Origin of the sequence: Phycicoccus sp., assembly GCF_035325325.1 — a bacterium.
Lineage (GTDB): Bacteria > Actinomycetota > Actinomycetes > Actinomycetales > Dermatophilaceae > Phycicoccus.
In genome coordinates, this window is the sequence record NZ_DAOLAC010000015.1 from 46,804 (window position 1) to 64,077 (window position 17,274).

General features: G+C 75.3%; 20 protein-coding genes. 5 read left to right on the forward strand and 15 right to left on the reverse strand.

Annotation, left to right across the window (positions count from 1 at the left end; genetic code table 11):
* Positions 1–66: 66 nt before the first annotated feature.
* Positions 67–522 carry a hypothetical protein gene (locus PKA89_RS10955; protein ID WP_324419319.1) on the reverse strand — a complete coding sequence of 152 codons (456 nt, stop codon included), beginning with the start codon at positions 520–522 and terminating at the stop codon, positions 67–69.
* Between the two features lie 93 nt (positions 523–615).
* Between PKA89_RS10955 and menE the strand changes: the two genes are divergently transcribed.
* Genes menE through PKA89_RS10970 form a run of 3 tightly spaced genes read left to right on the forward strand, consistent with a single transcriptional unit; the run spans position 616 to position 2,997 of the window.
* Positions 616–1,782: an o-succinylbenzoate--CoA ligase gene (gene menE, locus PKA89_RS10960; RefSeq protein ID WP_324419321.1), complete on the forward strand. Its 1,167-nt coding sequence runs from the start codon at positions 616–618 to the stop codon at positions 1,780–1,782.
* Positions 1,779–2,108, forward strand: a complete 330-nt coding sequence (locus PKA89_RS10965) for a PLD nuclease N-terminal domain-containing protein (RefSeq protein WP_324419322.1) — start codon at positions 1,779–1,781, stop codon at positions 2,106–2,108. The genes menE and PKA89_RS10965 overlap by 4 nt, the downstream gene beginning before the upstream one ends.
* Before the next feature lie 7 nt (positions 2,109–2,115).
* Positions 2,116–2,997: a 1,4-dihydroxy-2-naphthoate polyprenyltransferase gene (locus tag PKA89_RS10970; RefSeq protein ID WP_324419324.1), complete on the forward strand. Its 882-nt coding sequence runs from the start codon at positions 2,116–2,118 to the stop codon at positions 2,995–2,997.
* Between the two features lie 9 nt (positions 2,998–3,006).
* On the opposite strand, the gene PKA89_RS10975 is transcribed toward PKA89_RS10970, so the two are convergent.
* From PKA89_RS10975 to PKA89_RS11010, 8 genes are read right to left on the reverse strand one after another with little or no spacing between them, the layout of a single operon-like run.
* Positions 3,007–3,324: a DUF4229 domain-containing protein gene (locus PKA89_RS10975; protein WP_324419326.1), complete on the reverse strand. Its 318-nt coding sequence runs from the start codon at positions 3,322–3,324 to the stop codon at positions 3,007–3,009.
* A 13-nt stretch (positions 3,325–3,337) separates the two neighbouring features.
* Positions 3,338–4,327: a c-type cytochrome biogenesis protein CcsB gene (gene ccsB, locus PKA89_RS10980; protein WP_324419328.1), complete on the reverse strand. Its 990-nt coding sequence runs from the start codon at positions 4,325–4,327 to the stop codon at positions 3,338–3,340.
* Complete coding sequence (locus tag PKA89_RS10985) at positions 4,324–5,925, reverse strand: cytochrome c biogenesis protein ResB (protein WP_324419330.1); 1,602 nt, start codon at positions 5,923–5,925, stop codon at positions 4,324–4,326. Before PKA89_RS10985 ends, ccsB begins: the two co-directional genes overlap by 4 nt.
* Complete coding sequence (locus PKA89_RS10990) at positions 5,922–6,683, reverse strand: cytochrome c biogenesis protein CcdA (protein ID WP_324419332.1); 762 nt, start codon at positions 6,681–6,683, stop codon at positions 5,922–5,924. The genes PKA89_RS10985 and PKA89_RS10990 overlap by 4 nt, the downstream gene beginning before the upstream one ends.
* The gene (locus PKA89_RS10995) at positions 6,680–7,282 is read right to left on the reverse strand and encodes a TlpA disulfide reductase family protein (protein ID WP_324419334.1); all 603 of its coding nucleotides are present in this window, start codon (positions 7,280–7,282) and stop codon (positions 6,680–6,682) included. Before PKA89_RS10995 ends, PKA89_RS10990 begins: the two co-directional genes overlap by 4 nt.
* Positions 7,279–7,953, reverse strand: coding sequence for a histidine phosphatase family protein (locus tag PKA89_RS11000; protein ID WP_324419336.1), 675 nt, complete (start codon positions 7,951–7,953; stop codon positions 7,279–7,281). The genes PKA89_RS10995 and PKA89_RS11000 overlap by 4 nt, the downstream gene beginning before the upstream one ends.
* Positions 7,954–8,010: 57 nt before the next feature.
* On the reverse strand, positions 8,011–9,339 hold the full coding sequence (gene hemL / locus PKA89_RS11005) for a glutamate-1-semialdehyde 2,1-aminomutase (protein WP_324419338.1): 1,329 nt from the start codon (positions 9,337–9,339) through the stop codon (positions 8,011–8,013).
* A 15-nt stretch (positions 9,340–9,354) separates the two neighbouring features.
* Complete coding sequence (locus PKA89_RS11010) at positions 9,355–9,846, reverse strand: MarR family transcriptional regulator (protein WP_324419340.1); 492 nt, start codon at positions 9,844–9,846, stop codon at positions 9,355–9,357.
* A gap of 156 nt (positions 9,847–10,002) precedes the next feature.
* Between PKA89_RS11010 and PKA89_RS11015 the strand changes: the two genes are divergently transcribed.
* On the forward strand, positions 10,003–10,542 hold the full coding sequence (locus PKA89_RS11015; protein WP_324419342.1) for a YceI family protein: 540 nt from the start codon (positions 10,003–10,005) through the stop codon (positions 10,540–10,542).
* A 266-nt stretch (positions 10,543–10,808) separates the two neighbouring features.
* Positions 10,809–11,258, forward strand: a complete 450-nt coding sequence (locus tag PKA89_RS11020; RefSeq protein WP_324419344.1) for a hypothetical protein — start codon at positions 10,809–10,811, stop codon at positions 11,256–11,258.
* A gap of 16 nt (positions 11,259–11,274) precedes the next feature.
* Here the strand turns inward: PKA89_RS11020 and hemB are convergent, their stop codons facing one another.
* The 6 genes from hemB to PKA89_RS11050 form a co-directional block, all read right to left on the reverse strand.
* A complete protein-coding gene (hemB, locus tag PKA89_RS11025) occupies positions 11,275–12,282 on the reverse strand; it encodes a porphobilinogen synthase (RefSeq protein ID WP_324419346.1) in 1,008 nt (335 codons plus the stop codon).
* Positions 12,279–13,898: a bifunctional uroporphyrinogen-III C-methyltransferase/uroporphyrinogen-III synthase gene (locus PKA89_RS11030; protein ID WP_324419348.1), complete on the reverse strand. Its 1,620-nt coding sequence runs from the start codon at positions 13,896–13,898 to the stop codon at positions 12,279–12,281. Before PKA89_RS11030 ends, hemB begins: the two co-directional genes overlap by 4 nt.
* Positions 13,895–14,845, reverse strand: a complete 951-nt coding sequence (gene hemC, locus PKA89_RS11035) for a hydroxymethylbilane synthase (RefSeq protein ID WP_324419350.1) — start codon at positions 14,843–14,845, stop codon at positions 13,895–13,897. Before hemC ends, PKA89_RS11030 begins: the two co-directional genes overlap by 4 nt.
* Positions 14,842–16,161, reverse strand: a complete 1,320-nt coding sequence (locus PKA89_RS11040) for a glutamyl-tRNA reductase (protein ID WP_324419352.1) — start codon at positions 16,159–16,161, stop codon at positions 14,842–14,844. The genes hemC and PKA89_RS11040 overlap by 4 nt, the downstream gene beginning before the upstream one ends.
* Positions 16,158–16,823 carry a redox-sensing transcriptional repressor Rex gene (locus PKA89_RS11045; protein ID WP_324419354.1) on the reverse strand — a complete coding sequence of 222 codons (666 nt, stop codon included), beginning with the start codon at positions 16,821–16,823 and terminating at the stop codon, positions 16,158–16,160. The genes PKA89_RS11040 and PKA89_RS11045 overlap by 4 nt, the downstream gene beginning before the upstream one ends.
* A 167-nt stretch (positions 16,824–16,990) precedes the next feature.
* On the reverse strand, positions 16,991–17,272 hold the full coding sequence (locus tag PKA89_RS11050; protein WP_324419356.1) for a glutaredoxin family protein: 282 nt from the start codon (positions 17,270–17,272) through the stop codon (positions 16,991–16,993).
* Between the last annotated feature and the right edge of the window lie 2 nt (positions 17,273–17,274).

Sequence of the window (17,274 nt, forward strand, 5' to 3'; positions counted from 1 at the left end):
CCCCGCGCTCCGGCCGAACAGCCGATCATGGCCGGCACCGGGAATGAGCCGGTGCCCGGGCGTCGCTCAGCCGGACCCGCCGAGGTCGATGTCGTAGGCGGCGTACACGAGGTCGGACCCGCGCTGTCGGTGCCGGACGAGCCGCCCGATGAGTGACGTCGCCGCCTCGCGGTGCGCCCGCACGGCCTCCTCGCCCTCGAGCCCGTCGTCGCGCTCGGCGAGCAGCCGGTCGACCTCGGCGAGGAGCTCCTGGTGCTCGGTCAGCTGCACCCCGACGTCGTGCGCGAGCCGCGGCGCCTGGGCCCGCAGGTCGGCGTAGATGCCGTCCGGGGCCTCGGTCAGCTCGACGTGGTCGCGCAGGTCGTGGGCGAGCTCGGTGAGCGCCGCCCGCACCCGTCGCCGCCACACCGACCCGAGACCGACGGGGAGGGCCAGGGCGGCGTCGAGGGCCGCCATCGACTCCCCGAGCTCGGCCCGGTGCGCCCGCACCCGGTCCAGGTGGGCCGTGAAGGCCTCGTCCATGCCGCACCTCCTCACCGTCGCGTCCATCGTCCCGCGATGCGCCCCGGCTCACCAGTGCAGGGCCTCACCCGGCCCGCTGCCTACAGTGGCGCCATGGACCTCGAGCTCCTCCCCGTCCCGGCCGGCGCGGACGCGATGACGGTCCTGCCCCGGCTGCGGCGGGCCCTCGCCGGGGGCGCCCCGGTGGCCCCCCACCTCGCCGGCGACCCCGCCCCGGTCCTCCCGCGGCACGCCGCGGCAGCCCTGCCTCCCGACCTCGCCGTCGTCCTCGGCACCTCCGGCTCGACCGGCAGCCCCAAGCTCGCGATGCTCGGCGCCGCCGCCCTCACCGCGAGCGCCCGGGCCACGCACGAGCGGCTCGGCGGACCGGGGCAGTGGCTGCTCACCCTCCCCGCGGGCCACGTCGCCGGCCTTCAGGTCCTCCTGCGCAGCCTCGACGCCGAGACCGAGCCGGTGAGCACCGACCTGCGCGACGGCTTCACCCCGGCCGCCTTCGCCGACGCGACCACCCGCCTCGACCCCGGGCACCGGCACTACACGGCCCTCGTGCCGACCCAGCTCGTCCGCCTCCTCGCCGACCCGGCCGGCACCGCGGCGCTGGCCCGCCTCGACGGCGTCCTCGTGGGCGGGGCCGCCACCCCGCCCGCGCTGCGCCGCCGGGCCGAGGCGGGCGGGGTGCGCGTCCACACGACGTACGGGATGAGCGAGACCTGCGGCGGCTGCGTCTACGACGGCCGGGCGCTCACCGGGGCCGAGGTGCGCCTCGACGACGACGGTCGCGTCCGCCTCGGCGGCACGACCCTCGCCCACGGCTACCTCGGCCGTCCCGACCTCACCTTCCGGGCCTTCACCGTCGACCCCGACGGCTCGCGGTGGTTCCGCACCGACGACGCGGGCCACCTCGACGACGAGGGCCGGCTGCACGTCGAGGGCCGGCTCGACGACCTCGTGTCGACCGGCGGGCTCAAGGTGGCCCCGCGCCTCGTCGAGGAGGCCACCGTCGACCACGTCCCGGGCGTCCTCGAGGCCGTCGTCGTCGGGACCCCCGACCCCGAGTGGGGCCAGGCGGTCAGCCTCCTCGTGGTCCCCGCCCCGGGTGCCCGGCCGCTCTCGCTCGCCGAGGTCCGCGACCTGCTGCGCCCCCACCTGCCGGCGCACGCCCTGCCCCGCCGGGTCACGGCGGCACCCGCCGTCCCGCTGCGCGGGCCCGGCAAGCCGGACCGAGCCGCCGTCGCCGCGCTCTTCGCCGTGGCAGGATGACCGCCGTGGTCCGCTACCTGCCCGTCCTCCTGGACATCGCGCTGACGGTCTACTGCCTCATCGACTGCCTCCAGACCGACGAGGTCGTCGTCCGCAACCTGCCGAAGACGGGATGGGTCCTCCTCATCCTGCTCTTCCCCGTCGTCGGACCCGTCGCCTGGCTCGTCGCGGGACGGCCGACCCGCGAGAGCAGCACCAGCTACCTGACCCAGCAGGAGCGCTGGGAGGCCGACTACCGCCGCAAGGAGCGCGACCGCGAGATGCGCGAGCGCCGGCAGCCGCCGCGCGGCCCGGACGACGACCCCGACTTCCTCAAGGGCATCTGACCGCGCGATGGCCACTCCCGCCCAGTGGGTCGCCGGCGCGCGCCCGCGCACGCTCCCGGCCGCCGTCGCCCCCGTCGTCCTCGGCACCGCCGCCGCCCTGCGGGTCGACGCCGCCGACCTCGCGCGCGCCCTGCTCGCACTGCTCGTCGCCCTCGCCCTCCAGGTCGGCGTCAACTACGCCAACGACTACTCCGACGGCGTGCGCGGCACCGACGAGGTGCGTGCCGGACCGGTGCGGCTGGTCGGCCAGCGACTGGCCGACCCCGGGCAGGTGCGGCTCGCCGCGTTCCTCGCGTTCGGGGCCGCCGGCGTGCTCGGCCTGCTGCTCGTCGCGCTGTCCCAGGCCTGGGTGATGCTGCCGCTCGGCGCCCTCGCCGTCCTCGCCGCGTGGCGCTACACCGGCGGCGACAACCCCTACGGCTACCGCGGGCTCGGCGAGGTCTACGTCTTCGTCTTCTTCGGGCTGATGGCCACGCTCGGCACCGAGTACACGCAGGCCGGCTCGGTCTCGTGGTTCGGGATGGCCGGGGCGGTCGGGGTCGGGGCCGTCGCGTCGGCCATCCTCGTCGCGAACAACCTGCGCGACATCCCCACCGACACCGAGCACGGGAAGCGCACGCTGGCGGTCCGGCTCGGCGACGCCCGCACCCGCTCGTTCTACCTCGCGCTGGTCGGCGTCTCGGTCGTGGCCCTGGCCGTCATGGCCGTCGCGCAGCCGTGGGCGCTCCTCGCCCTCCTGGCCCTCGCGGTGGCCGCCCGCGGGGTGCGGGTCGTGCGCTCCGGGACGGTCGGGCCGGGGCTCGTGCCGGTGCTCGCGTCGACCGGGCTCTACGAGGTCGCGTACGCGGTGCTCGTGCTCGTCGGCGTGGCCCTCGGGCGGGCGCTCTGAGCGGCTCGCTCAGCGGAAGTCGTCCTCGCCCTCGTCCCCCCGGCGGGTGACGACCTCCGCGTCCTCGGCCTCCTCATCGGTGCGCCGGTCGCCGCCCTTGGCGCGCCGGGCCTCGACCCGCCGCTCGATGGTCTCGGAGAGCTGGGTCGAGTAGTCCTGCCGGAAGCGCCGGAGCGCGACGTACGAGACGACCATCGACAGCAGCGCCGCGAGGACGACGAGCAGGAGGTACTGGTCACGGCCGCGCAGGCCGACCAGCCAGAGCAGCAGCACGCACCCGAAGAAGACGAGCAGGCGCAGCACGGTGTAGCGCAGGAAGGCGTTCATCGCTGGAGCGTCCTCACAGCCCCGAGTACGAGTGCATGCCGACGAGGAAGACGTTGACGACGGCGAAGTTCAGCACGACGCAGACGAAGCCGGCGAGCGCGATCCAGACGGCGTTCTGCCGCTTCCAGCCGGTCGTCGCCCGGGCGTGGAGGTAGGCCGCGTAGAAGACCCAGATGACGAAGCTCCACACCTCCTTGGGGTCCCAGTTCCAGTACGAGCCCCACGCCTGCCGGGCCCAGATCGCCCCGGCGATGACGGTGAAGGTCCACATCGGGAAGGCCACGATGTGCGTCGAGTAGGTCATCCGCTCGAGGGCCCTGGCGGAGGGCAGGCGCGCCATGAACGAGCGCCGGCCGGCCTCGCCGGAGCCCGCCTCGAGGCGGTCCTGGACGAGGTACAGGACGCCGAGCGCAGCGCCGAGGGTGAACACGGCGACGGTCATCGTCGCCACCGTGACGTGGATGGCGAGCCAGTACGAGCGCAGCGACGGCATGAGCTCGGAGGCGTCGGTGTACCAGACGGTGATGGCCGCGCCGAGGACCAGCAGCACCGGCGTGACGATGAAGAGCCCGAGCCACCGCAGGTCGCGGCGCGTGGACCAGCCGACGTAGCCGAGCAGGGTGAACATCGCTCCGACGAGCGCGAACTCGTACATGTTCCCCAGCGGCCAGCGGTGCACCTCGGCGGCCCGCAGGACGACCCCGGCGACGAGCAGCAGCGTGCCGAGCCAGGTGAGCGAGCGAGCGATCCCCGCCGCCTTACGGGCCGACGCCGGCTCCTCGGCCGTCGCGGGAGCGACGGTGTCCGCCGGGGGCGTCACCGCACCGCCGGTGGCCGCACCCGCCGCGACGAGCTCGCGCTCGGGGGCCGCCTCGGCCACGGTCTCCCGGGCGGGCACGATGCGGGCGAGGTAGACGCCGTGCGCGAGCATCGCGAGCGTCAGCACGACCATCGAGGAGTACACGGAGTAGTTCGACAGCTGGGCGAGCGTGTAGTCGGTCATCGGGTTCCTTCGGGTCCGGAGAGGACGGCGGCGACCTCGTCGTCCATGCCCTCGTCGTCGTCCTTGGCCAGGGCGCCGACGGAGACCACGGTACGACCCGTGCCCTCGTGCGGACCAACCCGGACGAACACCCGGCGGCGCCGGACGACGAGGCTGAGGACGAGCCCGGCGAGCGCGAGGAGCGCCGAGACGAGGGTGAGGGTCTTGCCGGGGTCGGTGCGGATCGAGAGGCCGGCGAACCGCTCGACGCCGTCGAAGGTGATCGAGCCGCGACCGCCCGGCAGCTGGAAGGTCTCCCCCGGGCGCAGCAGGATGCGCAGCTGGCCGGTGCCGTCCTTGCCGGGCAACGGGGTCATCTTCGCGGTGTCGAGGGTGTACACCGACTGCGGGGCGCCGCCGGGGAACAGCTCGCCGCTGAACGCGGTGAGCGCCAGCTGGGGGTCGAGGGTGTCCGGGAAGACCGAGTGCGGGCCGCGCTGGGAGTCGATGACCCCGGTCGGCAGGAAGAACCCGGCGAACCCGAGCTGGTCCGGCTGCGCCCCGGGCACCTTGACCGCGCCGACCGACGTGTAGTTGTTGTCCTGGGCGAGGAACGGTGTGGCGTCCGCGTAGATGACGGTGCCGGCGGCGTCCCTGACGGTGATGTGCGGTGCGTAGCCGTTGCCGAGGAGGAAGACGGTGCCGCCGCCGGTCTCGAGCGGGTGGTTGACGGCGATCTCGCGCCGCTCGGCGCGGCCGTCCGGCCCGGTGAAGGTCGTCGCGGCCCGGAAGTCACGAGGCATCCCGAACTGCCCCTTGCCCTTGTCGCCGGTCTCGAAGGACACGTCCATCGAGTCGAGCCGGATCGTGAACGGGTCGAGGTCGGTGGGGTCGACCCACGGCCCGGGGCTGAAGGTGTCGTAGCGCGAGAGCGTGTTCGCGAAGGTCTGGCCGACCGGGAGGATGACGTCGCCCTTCCAGCCGAGCAGGTGCCCCCAGGCGACCCCGACGAGGACGCCGATCAGCGCGAGGTGGAAGACGAGGTTCCCGGTCTCCTTGAGGTAGCCCTTCTCGGCGGACAGCGACGTGGCGTCGTGCGCGTGCACCCGGTAGCGGCGGGCCCGCAGCGCCGTCCGCATCCGCTCGAGTGCCTCGTCCGGGGTGGCGTCGAGGACCTCCTCGCGGTGGGCCGGCAGCCGCTCGAGCCGGCGCGGCGCCCGCGGCGGACGGGAACGCTGCTGGTGCCAGTGGATGCGGGTGCGCGGCACGACGCAGCCGATGAGCGAGACGAAGAGCAGGAGGTAGATCGCGGCGAACCACGGTGACGCGTAGACCTCGAAGAACCCGAGCCGGTCCAGGAGCGGGCCCGCGGTCGGGTGGTCGGTGATCCACTGCGTCGTGCGGGCGGCGTCGATCGAGCGCTGCGGGAAGGTCGAGCCCGGCACGGCCCCGACGGCGAGCAGCAGGAGGAGGAACAGCGCGGTGCGCATGCTCGTCAGCTGCCGCCAGAGGAAGCGGAGCCAACCGACCGGTCCGAGCCGTGGCTGGGTGATGCCGTCGCCCGGGCCGCCGCCGTCCGGTGGGGCGGGCTGGGTCGAGAGCGACTGGTCGGTGCTCACAGCGACACCTCGAACCCCGAGACGAGCTCGGTCTGCACCCAGCGGTTCATCGACTCCCAGACGCCGGTCAGCAGGAGCAGCCCGACGACGACGAGCAACACCCCACCGAGCACCTGGATGACGCGGGTGTGCCGGCGCAGCCACGCCGACGCCCGCCCGGCGCGGTCGAGGCCGGCGGCGACGAGCAGGAACGGCACCCCGAGGCCGAGGCCGTAGGCGACCGCGAGGGTGACGCCGCGGACGAGCTGGGGGTCGCTCGAGGCGGTGGCCATCACGAGGACGGCGGCCAGGGTCGGGCCGGTGCACGGTGCCCAGCCCAGGGCGAAGACCGCCCCGAGCAGCGGCGCGCCGAGCAGGCCGGCCCGCGGTCGCCAGTGGATGCGTGCCTCGCGCTGGCTGCCCAGCCCGACGAAGACCAGCCCCATGAGGACGACGAGGCCGCCACCGACCCGCATCAGCACCTCGCGGTGCTCGACGAGCGAGGCCCCGACCCCGGTGACGAAGATGGAACCGAGGACGAACACGACGGTGAAGCCGAGGACGAAGAGGAGCGCGCCGGCCACCGTGCGGCCGCGCGAGCGCTCGGCCGCGGACTCGCCGGTGAGGCCGGTGACGTAGCCGAGGAAGCCCGGCACGAGCGGCAGCACGCAGGGGCTGGCGAACGAGACCAGCCCGGCGAGCGCGGCGACGCCGACCGCGAGCGGGAGCGCCCCGCTCGACACGGTGTCGCCGGCGGCGGCGACGAGGGCGGGCGTCACGACTCGGCGACCACGTCGTCGACGAGCCCGCCGAGAGTGCTCGCGTCGACCGGTCCGTTGACCCGCGCGGCGATCCGCCCCTCGCGGTCGAGGACGAGCGTGCTCGGGGTCGTCGGCGCCTTGCCCTGGAGCCGGAGGAGCAGGACGCCGGACTGGTCGCTGAGGCTCGGGTAGGTGAGGCCGGCCTTGCGGATGAACGCCGCGCCGCGGGCCGCCTCCTCGCGGGTGTCGATGCCCATGAACTGGACCGGGGCCCGCTTCGCCTGCTGCGCCTCCCACGCCTTCTGGAGGTCGGGGGCCTCGGCGACGCACGGCGGGCACCACGATCCCCAGACGTTGAGGACGAGGACCTTCCCGCGGGTCGCCGCGATGTCCCAGGCGGTGCCGTCGACGAGCTCGCCCTGCATCGTCACCGGCTCGCCGCGCTCCGCGGCGGGGATGGCCTCGACCGCGCCGTCGCCCGAGACGTAGCCCTTCTGGTCGCCGGCCTTCGCCTGCGAGGCGACCGAGTTCGGGTCGCTCGTGCAGCCGGCGAGGGCGACCCCGGCCAGGGCGAGGGCCGCGACGCCGGCGACCAGGCGGACGGGACCCCGCGTCATGCGCCGGCTCCCTTCTGGGCGCGCGGGAGGAGCGCGGCGGCGGGCTCGCTGTAGGAGAGCGAGAGCAGCTCGTCGCCGACGAAGGTCAGCGACGTGAGGCTGGCGAGCGAGCACTGGCGGCGCGCCGGGTTGTGCACGAGCGGGCGCCCCTCGGTGGCCAGCCGGATCATCCAGATCGGGGCCTGGTGGCTGACCACGACGGCCTCGTGGCCCCGGGCGGCGGCCCGGGCGTCGACGATCGCGGCGCGCATCCGCTCGACGATCCGCGCGTAGGGCTCGCCCCACGACGGGCGCAGCGGGTTGAGCATCTTCGGCCAGAGCCGGGGGTGGGCCAGCAGCCCGCGCCCGCCCGCGACCGGCAGTCCCTCGAAGTCGTTCTCGGCCTCAACGACGCGCTCGTCGAGCTGCACCTCGAGACCGTGCTCCGCGGCGACCGGTGCGGCGGTCTCCTGCGCGCGCTCGAGCGGGCTCGAGACGACGTGGACGACGTCGTGGTCGGCGAGGTGCTCGGCGGCGAGGTCGGCCATCCGCCGCCCGAGCTCGGAGAGGTGGTAGCCGGGCAGCCGGCCGTAGAGGACGTGCCCGGGGTTGTGGACCTCGCCGTGGCGCAGCAGGTGCACCGTGGTGCGCGGCGGCTCATCGGGCACGGCACCACCCGGGGACGAGGTCATGGCGCCGATTGTCGCAAACGGACCTGAGCGCCTCGGACGGGGTTCGACACCCGTCGCTCAGCCGGCGGAGACCGCCGCGGCCGCCGCGGCGGGCAGGGCCGCGAGGACCCGCTCGACCGCTGCGTCGTCGTGCGCGGCCGAGACGAACCAGCACTCGAACGCGCTCGGCGGGAGGTACACCCCGGCCTCGAGCATCGCGTGGAAGAACCGGCCGAACGCTGCGGTGTCCTGGGCGCGGGCGTCGTCGTAGTCGCGCACCGCGCCGTCGCGGAAGAAGACCGAGAACATCGACGACGCGTGCTGCACGTGGTGGGCGACGCCGGCGGCGGTCAGGGCCTCCGAGGCGGCGGTGGCGATGGTGCGGGACACCTCGTCGAGGCGGGCGTAGACGGCGTCGTCGCAGTGCTGCAGCGTGGCGAGCCCGGCTGCGGTGGCGACCGGGTTCCCGGAGAGCGTGCCCGCCTGGTAGACCGGCCCGTCCGGCGCGAGCAAGGCCATCACGTCCGCCCGGCCGCCGAACGCCGCGGCCGGGAAGCCGCCCCCCATCACCTTGCCGAAAGTCATGAGGTCGGGGGCGACGTCGACGCCCTCGTGGCCCCACCAGCCGGCGCGGCTGCAGCGGAAGCCGGTCATCACCTCGTCGGACACGAGCAGGGCGCCGTGGTCGGCCGTGACCCGGCGCAGTGCCTCGGTGAACCCGGGCGCCGGCGGCACGACGCCCATGTTGCCCGCGGCCGCTTCCGTGACGACGCAGGCGATGGCCTCGCCCCGCACCGCGAAGAGCTCCTCGAGGGCGGCGACGTCGTTGTACGGCAGCACGACCGTCTCGGCGGCCATCTCGCGGGGGACGCCGGCGGAGTCCGGGAGGGCGAGCGTCGCCACCCCCGAGCCCGCGGCGACGAGGAGGGAGTCGACGTGCCCGTGGTAGTGCCCGGCGAACTTGACGACGAGGGGGCGCCCGGTGAACCCGCGGGCCAGCCGGATGGCGCTCATCGTCGCCTCGGTGCCGCTGCTCACGAGCCGGACCCGCTCGAGCGGTCCGACGCGGGCCACGAGCTCCTCGGCGAGGAGGACCTCGTTCTCGCTCGGGGTGCCGAACGAGGTGCCGCGCGAGGCCGCGGTGTGCACGGCGTCGAGGACCGCTGGGTGCGCGTGGCCGAGGATCATCGGTCCCCAGCTGCCGACGAGGTCGACGTACTCGCGACCGTCGGCGTCGGTGAGCAGCGGCCCCCGGCCGCTCACCATGAACCGCGGCGTGCCGCCGACCGACCGGAAGGCCCGGACCGGGCTGTTGACCCCGCCGGGGGTCACCGCGCGGGCGCGGGCCAGGAGGGCGGCCGACGCGGGCGCGTCGTCAGCGGGCAGGGCGGAGGGGGTGTCGGTCACCCGCCCATTGTCGGGTCAGCGGGGGTCGCAGGGCGTCGGCGGGGTGGTCGGGTCCGCCGCGTAGGCCGCCCGCACGGTGGCCATCGCCTCGCCGAGCGCCCGGAACTGCGAGGGGGCGAGGACGTCGACGACGTGCCGCCGCACGCTCGCGACGTGCGCGAGGGCGAGGCGCTCCACCGCCGCCAGGCCGTCGGGGGTGAGCTCGAGGACGACGCCGCGGCCGTCGTCCGGGGCCGGGGTGCGCCGGACCCAGCCGCGCCGCTCGAGCCGGGCCGCGGTGTGCGTGACCCGGCTGCGGGACTGGACGATGAGCTCGGCCAGCGCGGACATCCGCAGCCGCCGCCCCTCGGCCTCCGAGAGCATCGAGAGCAGCTCGTACTCGGACAGGCTGACGCCGTGGCAGGCGAGGTCGCGGTCGAGGGCGGCGTCGATCTCGCGGTTGGCGCGCAGGTACGCGCGCCACCACGTCTGCTCGTCGGCGTCCAGCCAGCGCACCTCGTCGGTCACGGGGCCATGGTCCCACGTCGACGAGCAGCGCCCGGGCGATCGGTCGCGGAGTGCGCCCGCTCACGCCGTGGACCCCCGCGCGCGGAATACATCCGGATGCGGCATAGTTGAACCGTCAACTACCGCACCATCCCGCCCCCCACCCGAGGAGTCCCCATGAGCACCGCCACCCTGACCGGCCTGTCCACCGGCACCTGGACCATCGACCCCTCGCACTCCGAGGTCGGCTTCTCGGTCCGCCACCTCATGGTGAGCAAGGTCCGCGGGTCGTTCACCGACGTCTCCGGCACCGTCGTCGTCGGCGAGACGCTCGCCGACTCGACCGCCGAGGTCGTCATCAAGACCGCGTCCGTCGCCACCGGCACCGCCGACCGCGACGGTCACCTGCGCAGCGCCGACTTCTTCGACGTCGAGAACCACCCGGACATGACCTTCCGCTCGACCTCCTTCGACGGCTCGACCCTCACCGGCGACCTCACCATCAAGGGCGTCACCAAGCCGGTCACCCTCGACGTGGAGTTCGGCGGTGTCGCGACCGACCCGTGGGGCAACGAGAAGGCCGCCTTCGAGGCCGAGGGCGACATCGACCGCACCGACTGGGGCCTCACCTGGAACGCGGCCCTCGAGAAGGGCGGCGTCCTGGTCTCCGAGAAGATCAAGATCGTCATCGACGTCCAGCTCGCCAAGCAGGCCTGAGCGACGTCGCGCCGGGGGCTCGCAGCGAGCCCCGAGCCGCCGTCACCCGACACCGGGTGGCGGCGGCTCCGTCGTCCCCGGGCCGAGCAGCCGGGCCGGCGCGGGTGCGCGCCCTCGACGGCGTGCTCCAGGTCCCGCGACATGCGGATGCAGCGCGCCGGTCGTCCGCATGTCGCGAGACCTGGAGGGAGTGAGACGTCGCCGTCGCCGGCTCGGGCGGCCCTGTCGGCCCGTCGCTGTCGGACTGGGTGGCTAGCGTGCGGCGCATGGTGGAGTGGAGCGAAATCGTGGCGGCGGTCGGGCAGGCCCTCGGGGGTGACCGGGAGGGCGGCGGCGAACGGATGCGTGTGGCGTGGGAGGCGACCGGCCCCGACGACCACGCGCAGCGGTGCGTGCTGGCCCACTACCTCGCCGACCTCGAGCCCACCCTCGAGGCGGAGGTCGGGTGGGACGAGCGGGCGCTCGCCGAGTTCGCGCACGTCGGCGCCGACGAGCTCGCCCCCGTCGGCATCCCCTCGGCGGCCGGGATGGCCCCGAGCCTGCACCTCAACCTCGCCGACGGGTACCGGCGCAGCGGGCGCCCCGCGGACGCCCGGCGGCACCTCGAGGCGGCCGAGGCCGAGGCCGGCACGCTCGCCGACGACGGCTACGGCGAGATGCTCCGCGGTGGCATCCGGCGGCTGCGCGAACGGCTCGACGCCGGCGTCACCGACTGACGCCGACCGCCCGCCGTCACCGTCGGAGCAGGGCCGCCGCGTCGAGGGCGTGGTAGCTGAGGATGATGCTGGCGCCGGCGCGGCGGATGCCGAGCAGCGCCTCCATCATCACCCGGTCGCGGTCGACCCAGCCCCGCTCGGCGGCCGCCTCGATCTGGGCGTACTCGCCCGAGATCTGGTACGCGGCAACGGGAACGGGTGAGACGGCGGCGGCCGCGGCGACGACGTCGAGGTGCGGCCCGGCCGGCTTGACCATGACCAGGTCGGCGCCCTCGGCGACGTCGGTCTCGATCTCGCGCAGCGCCTCGCGACCGTTCGCGGGGTCCTGCTGGTAGGTCGCCCGGTCGCCGACGAGCGACGACTGCACGGCCTCCCGGAACGGGCCGTAGAGGCCGGACGTGTACTTCGCCGCGTACGCGAGGATGGCGGTGTCGGTGTACCCGGCGGCGTCGAGGGCCGCCCGCACGTAGCCGACCTGGCCGTCCATCATGCCGCTGAGGCCGAGGACCGGTGCGCCGGTCGCTGCCTGGGCGAGCGCCATCGCGGCGTACCGCTCGAGCGTCGCGTCGTTGTCGACCGACCCGTCGGCGGCGAGCACGCCGCAGTGCCCGTGGTCGGTGAACTCGTCGAGGCAGAGGTCGCTCATGACGACGATCTCGTTCCCCACCTCCTCGACCAGCCGCGCGAGCGCGACGTTGAGGATGCCGTCCGGGTCGTCGGCCCCCGAGCCGCGGCCGTCCTTCTCGGTCGGCACGCCGAAGACCATGATCCCGCCGAGCCCGGCCGCGACGCAGCGGTGGGCCTCCTCGACGAGCGAGTCGAGCGTGTGCTGGACCACCCCGGGCATGGCCGAGATCGCCACCGGCTCCGTGATGCCCTCGCGGACGAACACCGGAAGCACGAGCTCGGCCGGGTGCAGCCGCGTCTCGGCGACGAGCCGGCGCAGTGCGGGCGTGCGCCGCAGCCGGCGCGGCCGTCCCACGGGGAACGGCGCGCTCGGCAGCAGCGGCCCGCCAGGGGTCACGTCGCGCGCTTCCGGCCGCCCGCCCGCCGCTGGCTCGGCCGGACGACCTCCTCGCCCGCCTCGGCGGCGTCGAGCGCCAGCGAGCGACCGTGGTCGGCGAGCGCGTCGACGAGCGAGACGGCGCTGGGCTCCGGCGCGAGGACGTCGACCCGCAGCCCGTGCTCCTCGGCCGTCTTCGCCGTGGCCGGCCCGATGCACGCGATGACGGTGCTGGGGTTCGGCTTGCCGGCGATGCCGACGAGGTTGCGCACGGTCGAGCTCGAGGTGAAGAGCACGGCGTCGAACGCCCCGGACTTGATGGCGTCGCGGACCGGCGCGGGCGGCGGGGCGGCCCGGACGGTGCGGTAGGCGGTCACGTCGTCGACCTCCCAGCCGGTGTCCTGCAGGCCGGCGACCAGCGTGTCGGTGGCGATGTCGGCCCGCGGCAGGAAGACCCGGTTGATCGGGTCGAGGTCGGGGTCGAAGGGCGGCCAGGCCTCGAGCAGGCCCTTGGCGGACTGCTCCTCGGTCGGGACCAGGTCGGGGTTGATCCCCCACTCCCGCAACGCGTCCGCGGTGACGCCACCGACCGCCGCGACCTTGAGCCCGGCGAACGAGCGGGCGTCGAGGCCGAACTCGTCGAACTTCTCGCGGATGGCGCGCACCGCGTTGACCGAGGTGAAGCCGACCCACTCGTACCGGCCGGTGACCATGCCCTTGACCGCCCGCTCGAGCTGCTGCGGCGTGCGCGGCGGCTCCACGGAGATGGTCGGGACGACCTCGGCGTGCGCGCCGTGGTGCTCGAGGCGCGCCGTCATCGAGCCGGACTGCTCCTTGGTGCGCGGCACGAGGACCGACCAGCCGTAGAGGGGCTTGGTCTCGAACCAGGACAGCGCGTCACGCAGCAGCACGGTGTCGCCGACGACGGCGAGGACCGGGAACTGCCCGGCGGCCATCGCCTCGGGCGCCTCGGCGAGGGTGGTGACGACGGTGCGCTGCTCGGTCGTCGTGCCGCGCTCCGTGACGGCGACCGGGGTCGCGGCGTCGCGGCCGGCATCGAGGAGGGCCCGCAGCGCCGCGGCCGCCCGGTCGGGTGTGCCGAGCACGACGACGGTGACCGCCGGGTCGACCCCGCCCGAGACGTCGGGGGCGGAGGCGCCGGCGACGACGACGTGGACGGCCGAGGTCGACTTCGCGGTGAGCGGCACGCCGGCGTAGGCGGGCACCGCGGTCAGGCTGCTGACGCCGGGCACGACCTCGAAGGAGATGCCGGCCTTGACGAGCGCCTGCGCCTCCTCGGCGAGGCCGTTGAAGACCGCCGGGTCGCCGTCCATGAGCCGGACGACCAGGCCGCCCGGGTGCGCCTTGGCGGCGCGCACGACGAGCTTGGCCCGTGAGGCCTGGGTCAGGGCCTCGCCGTGGTCGCCGTGCCCGGCGTCGACGACGTCGACGTCGGGGCGGGCGTGCCGCTGGACGAGGCCCTCGCGGGCGACCTGGTCGATGACGACGGCGTCGGCCGCGGCGAGCAGCTCGACGGCACGGACGGTCATCAGGCCGGGGTCGCCCGGGCCGCCGCCGACGAAGGCGACGCGCGCAGGGATGCGAGGGGGGCGGGTGGTCGAGCGCGTGGGGCTCACTGGGCACGCTCCGTGACGGGTCGGTCGGTGGACGTGGGCATGAGGTCGGCGGCGCCGTCCTCGAGGAGGAGGCGGGCGAGCCTCCGGCCGAGGTCTGCGGCCTCGGCGGGGTCACCGGTCAGGGACCGGCGCAGGTCGTGGGAGCCGTCGGGGGCGGCGACGACGGCGCGGAGCGACAGCTCGGCCCCGTCGGTGCCCTCGACGACCTCGCCGAGCGCGCCGACGGGGGCGGAGCACCCGGCCTCGAGCTCGGCGAGCAGGGCCCGCTCGGCGGTGACGCACGCACGGGTGTCGGCGTCCTCGAGCGGGGCGACGGCGGAGCGGGTGGCGTCGTCGGCGCGGCGCACCTCGACCGCGAGGGCGCCCTGCCCGGGGGCCGGGAGCACCTGGAGCGGGTCGAGGAACTCGGTGACCTCGTCGGCGCGGCCCAGCCGGCGCAGCCCGGCGGCCGCGAGGACGACGGCGTCGAGCCGGCCCTCGTGGACCGCCCGGAGCCGGGTGTCGACGTTGCCGCGCAGGTCGGTGAGGGCCAGGCCGAGGCCGAGCGCCTCGAGCTGGGCGCGTCGGCGCGGGGAGCCGGTGCCGACGGTGGCGCCGGCCGGCAGCTCGCCGAGGGTGAGGCCGTCGCGGGCGACGAGGGCATCGCGGACGTCCTCGCGGACCGGGACGGCCGCGACCTCGACGGTCGGGTCCTCCGCGGTCGGCAGGTCCTTGAGCGAGTGCACGGCGAGGTCGACGCGGCCGTCGGCCAGCGCCTCGCGCAGGGCGGAGACGAAGACCCCGGTGCCGCCGAGCTGGGCGAGCGGGGTCGTGCGGTCGCGGTCGCCGTCGGTGGTCACCTCGACGAGCTCGACGTCGTGACCGAGCGCGCGCAGCCGGTCGGCGACCCAGGTGGACTGGGTCGTCGCGAGGGCCGAGCGCCGGGTCCCGAGGCGGAGGCTGGTCATCCGTCCTCCCCGAGGGCCGGCGGGATCTGCGACGGCGCGCTGACGAGCGAGACGTCGCGCGGGTCGAGGTCGAACAGCTCGGACAGGGCCCGGGCGTAGCTGCCGCCCTGCCCGTCGCGGGCCAGCTCCTTGACCCGGACCGTCGGGGTGTGGAGCAGCTTGTCGACGACGCGCTCGACCGCTCGGCGCACCTCGGCCCGCTCGGCCTCCCCCATCCCGGGGGTGCGCCGCTCGAGCCGCTCGAGCTCGACGTCGACGAGCTCGCCGGCGCGGGCGCGCAGCGCGGTGACGGTGGGGGCGACGGCCTGCGCGGACCGCTGGACGAGGTAGGTCGCGACCTCGGCGGTGACCAGCTCGCGGGCCAGCGCGACCTGGGGGGCCGACCCGGCCTCGGCGAGGTCCTCGCCGAGCTCGGCGAGCCCGACCCGGGTCGCGCCGTCGAGGTCGGCGACCGCGAGGTCGACGTCGTGCGGGAGGGCGAGGTCGACGTACACCTGCGGGCGGCCACCGCGGGCCTCGAGGGCGCGGGTGACGTGGCCGGCCGTGACGACCCGGCCACGGGCGCCGGTCGAGGCGATGACGAGGTCGGCCTGCGCGAGGGCGGAGTCGAGGTCGGCCAGCGGACGGGCGGTGCCCCCGACCCGCTCGGCCACGCCGACGGCGCGGTCGGGGTTGCGGTTGGCCACGACGACCTCGGCCGCACCGTGCCGGGCGACGGTGGCCGCCGCGAGGGCGCCCATCCCACCTGCGCCGACGACGAGCACGCGGCGCGCCCCGAGACCACCGAGCACCGCCTCGGCGCGGGTGATCCCGGCCTGGACGAGCGAGCCGCTCACGAGGTCGATCTCGGTCTCGGAGTGCACCCGCTTGGCCACCCGGAGCGCCTGCTGGAGCAGGGCGTTGAGCGCCGGGCCGACGTGCCCGTGCTTCTGGGCCCGCGAGAGCGCGCGCCGCACCTGGCCGAGGATCTGGGCCTCGCCGACGGCCATCGAGTCCAGCCCGGCGGCGACGGTGAAGGCGTGCGCGATGCCGCGGTCCTCGTAGTGGACGTAGAGGTGCGGCTGGAGCTCGGCGCGCTCGACCGAGCACGCGGCCGCGAGCGCGTGCGTGATGTCGACGAGCGCGCCGTGGAAGGTGAGGCTCTCGGCGTAGACCTCGGTGCGGTTGCACGTCGAGAGGACGACGGCCTCGGTGACGTGCTCGGAGCGGAGCACGGCCTCCTCGAGAGCGGTCGCGGTGTGGCCGTCGAGCGCCACCGACTCGAGCAGCCCGAGGGGCGCGCCGTGGTGGGAGAGGCCGAGGACGACGAGGCTCACGGCGCCACCGCCTCGGCGACGGCCAGCCGCTGGCCGTGGAAGGCGAGGATCTGCAGCTCGGTGGAGAGGTCGACCTTGCGGACGACGACGTCGTCGGGGACCGCGAGCACGACCGGGGCGAAGTTGAGGACCGAGCGGATGCCGGCCGCGACGAGCTCGTCGCACGCCTCCTGGGCGCCCTCCGACGCGGTCGCGATGACGCCGATGGCGAGCCCGTCGCGCTCGACGAGCCCGGGCAGGTCGGACATCGGGCGGACCGGGCAGCCCGCGATCTCCTCGCCGACGACGCGCTCGTCGTGGTCGAGGAGGGCGATGACCCGGAAGCCGCGCTCGGCGAAGCCGCGGTAGGCGGCCAGCGCGCGGCCGAGGTTGCCCATCCCGACGATGGCGACCGGCCAGTCCTGGGTGAGCCCGAGGGCGGCCGCGATCTCGGACGCGAGCCGCTCGACGTCGTAGCCGACCCCGCGCACGCCGTAGCTGCCGAGGTAGGACAGGTCCTTGCGCAGCATCGCGGAGCTGACGCCCGCGGCGAGCGCGAGCTCCTCGGAGCTGACCGACGCGATGCCCTCACCGGCCAGGGCGGTCAGGGCCCGCAGGTACCCCGGCAGACGGGCCACCGACGCCTCCGGGACGCCCCGGCGGGTGGCTGCTGCGGCGGACACGTGCGGTCACCGACTCCTTTCGCGGGTCACGGGCTGCGGCTGGTGGCGCGGCCGTGGGCCGCGCGGTCGCCCGCGGTAAACCCCGACAGCCTACGACTTTGTGAAGGGAGGCACAAAGTTGCGCGAGACCCGGTGACGTGCCTCACCACCAGCGTGTGCTAGTGCGGTCAACGCGTGAGGGACCCGGGTGCTTCCCCGCGGGGAGGGGCGGCGAGCGCGGCCCGCAGCCGGGGCTCGTCGACCCGCCAGAAGTCGTGCTGCCGGCCGTCGACGAGGGTGACCGGCACCTCCTCCGACCACCGCTCGAGCAGGCCGGGGTCGGCGTCGACGTCGAGCTCGCGCCAGCCGACGCCGAGCTCCGCGCAGACCCGCGCCACCGTCCCCCGGGCGGCCGTGCACAGGTGGCAACCCTCCCGGGTGACGAGGGTGACGCGCGGCTCGGTGCTCATCG

Coding starts and splice junctions, on each gene's coding strand:
- PKA89_RS11050 (WP_324419356.1), bottom strand. CDS start 17,272: ATGAGCACCGAGCCGCGCGTCACCCTCGTCACCCGGGAGGGTTGCCAC.
- PKA89_RS10975 (WP_324419326.1), bottom strand. CDS start 3,324: ATGAACGCCTTCCTGCGCTACACCGTGCTGCGCCTGCTCGTCTTCTTC.
- PKA89_RS10970 (WP_324419324.1), top strand. CDS start 2,116: ATGGCCACTCCCGCCCAGTGGGTCGCCGGCGCGCGCCCGCGCACGCTC.
- PKA89_RS10965 (WP_324419322.1), top strand. CDS start 1,779: ATGACCGCCGTGGTCCGCTACCTGCCCGTCCTCCTGGACATCGCGCTG.
- menE (WP_324419321.1), top strand. CDS start 616: ATGGACCTCGAGCTCCTCCCCGTCCCGGCCGGCGCGGACGCGATGACG.
- PKA89_RS10995 (WP_324419334.1), bottom strand. CDS start 7,282: ATGACGCGGGGTCCCGTCCGCCTGGTCGCCGGCGTCGCGGCCCTCGCC.
- hemC (WP_324419350.1), bottom strand. CDS start 14,845: ATGACCAGCCTCCGCCTCGGGACCCGGCGCTCGGCCCTCGCGACGACC.
- PKA89_RS11000 (WP_324419336.1), bottom strand. CDS start 7,953: ATGACCTCGTCCCCGGGTGGTGCCGTGCCCGATGAGCCGCCGCGCACC.
- PKA89_RS11020 (WP_324419344.1), top strand. CDS start 10,809: ATGGTGGAGTGGAGCGAAATCGTGGCGGCGGTCGGGCAGGCCCTCGGG.
- PKA89_RS11015 (WP_324419342.1), top strand. CDS start 10,003: ATGAGCACCGCCACCCTGACCGGCCTGTCCACCGGCACCTGGACCATC.
- PKA89_RS10955 (WP_324419319.1), bottom strand. CDS start 522: ATGGACGAGGCCTTCACGGCCCACCTGGACCGGGTGCGGGCGCACCGG.
- ccsB (WP_324419328.1), bottom strand. CDS start 4,327: ATGACCGACTACACGCTCGCCCAGCTGTCGAACTACTCCGTGTACTCC.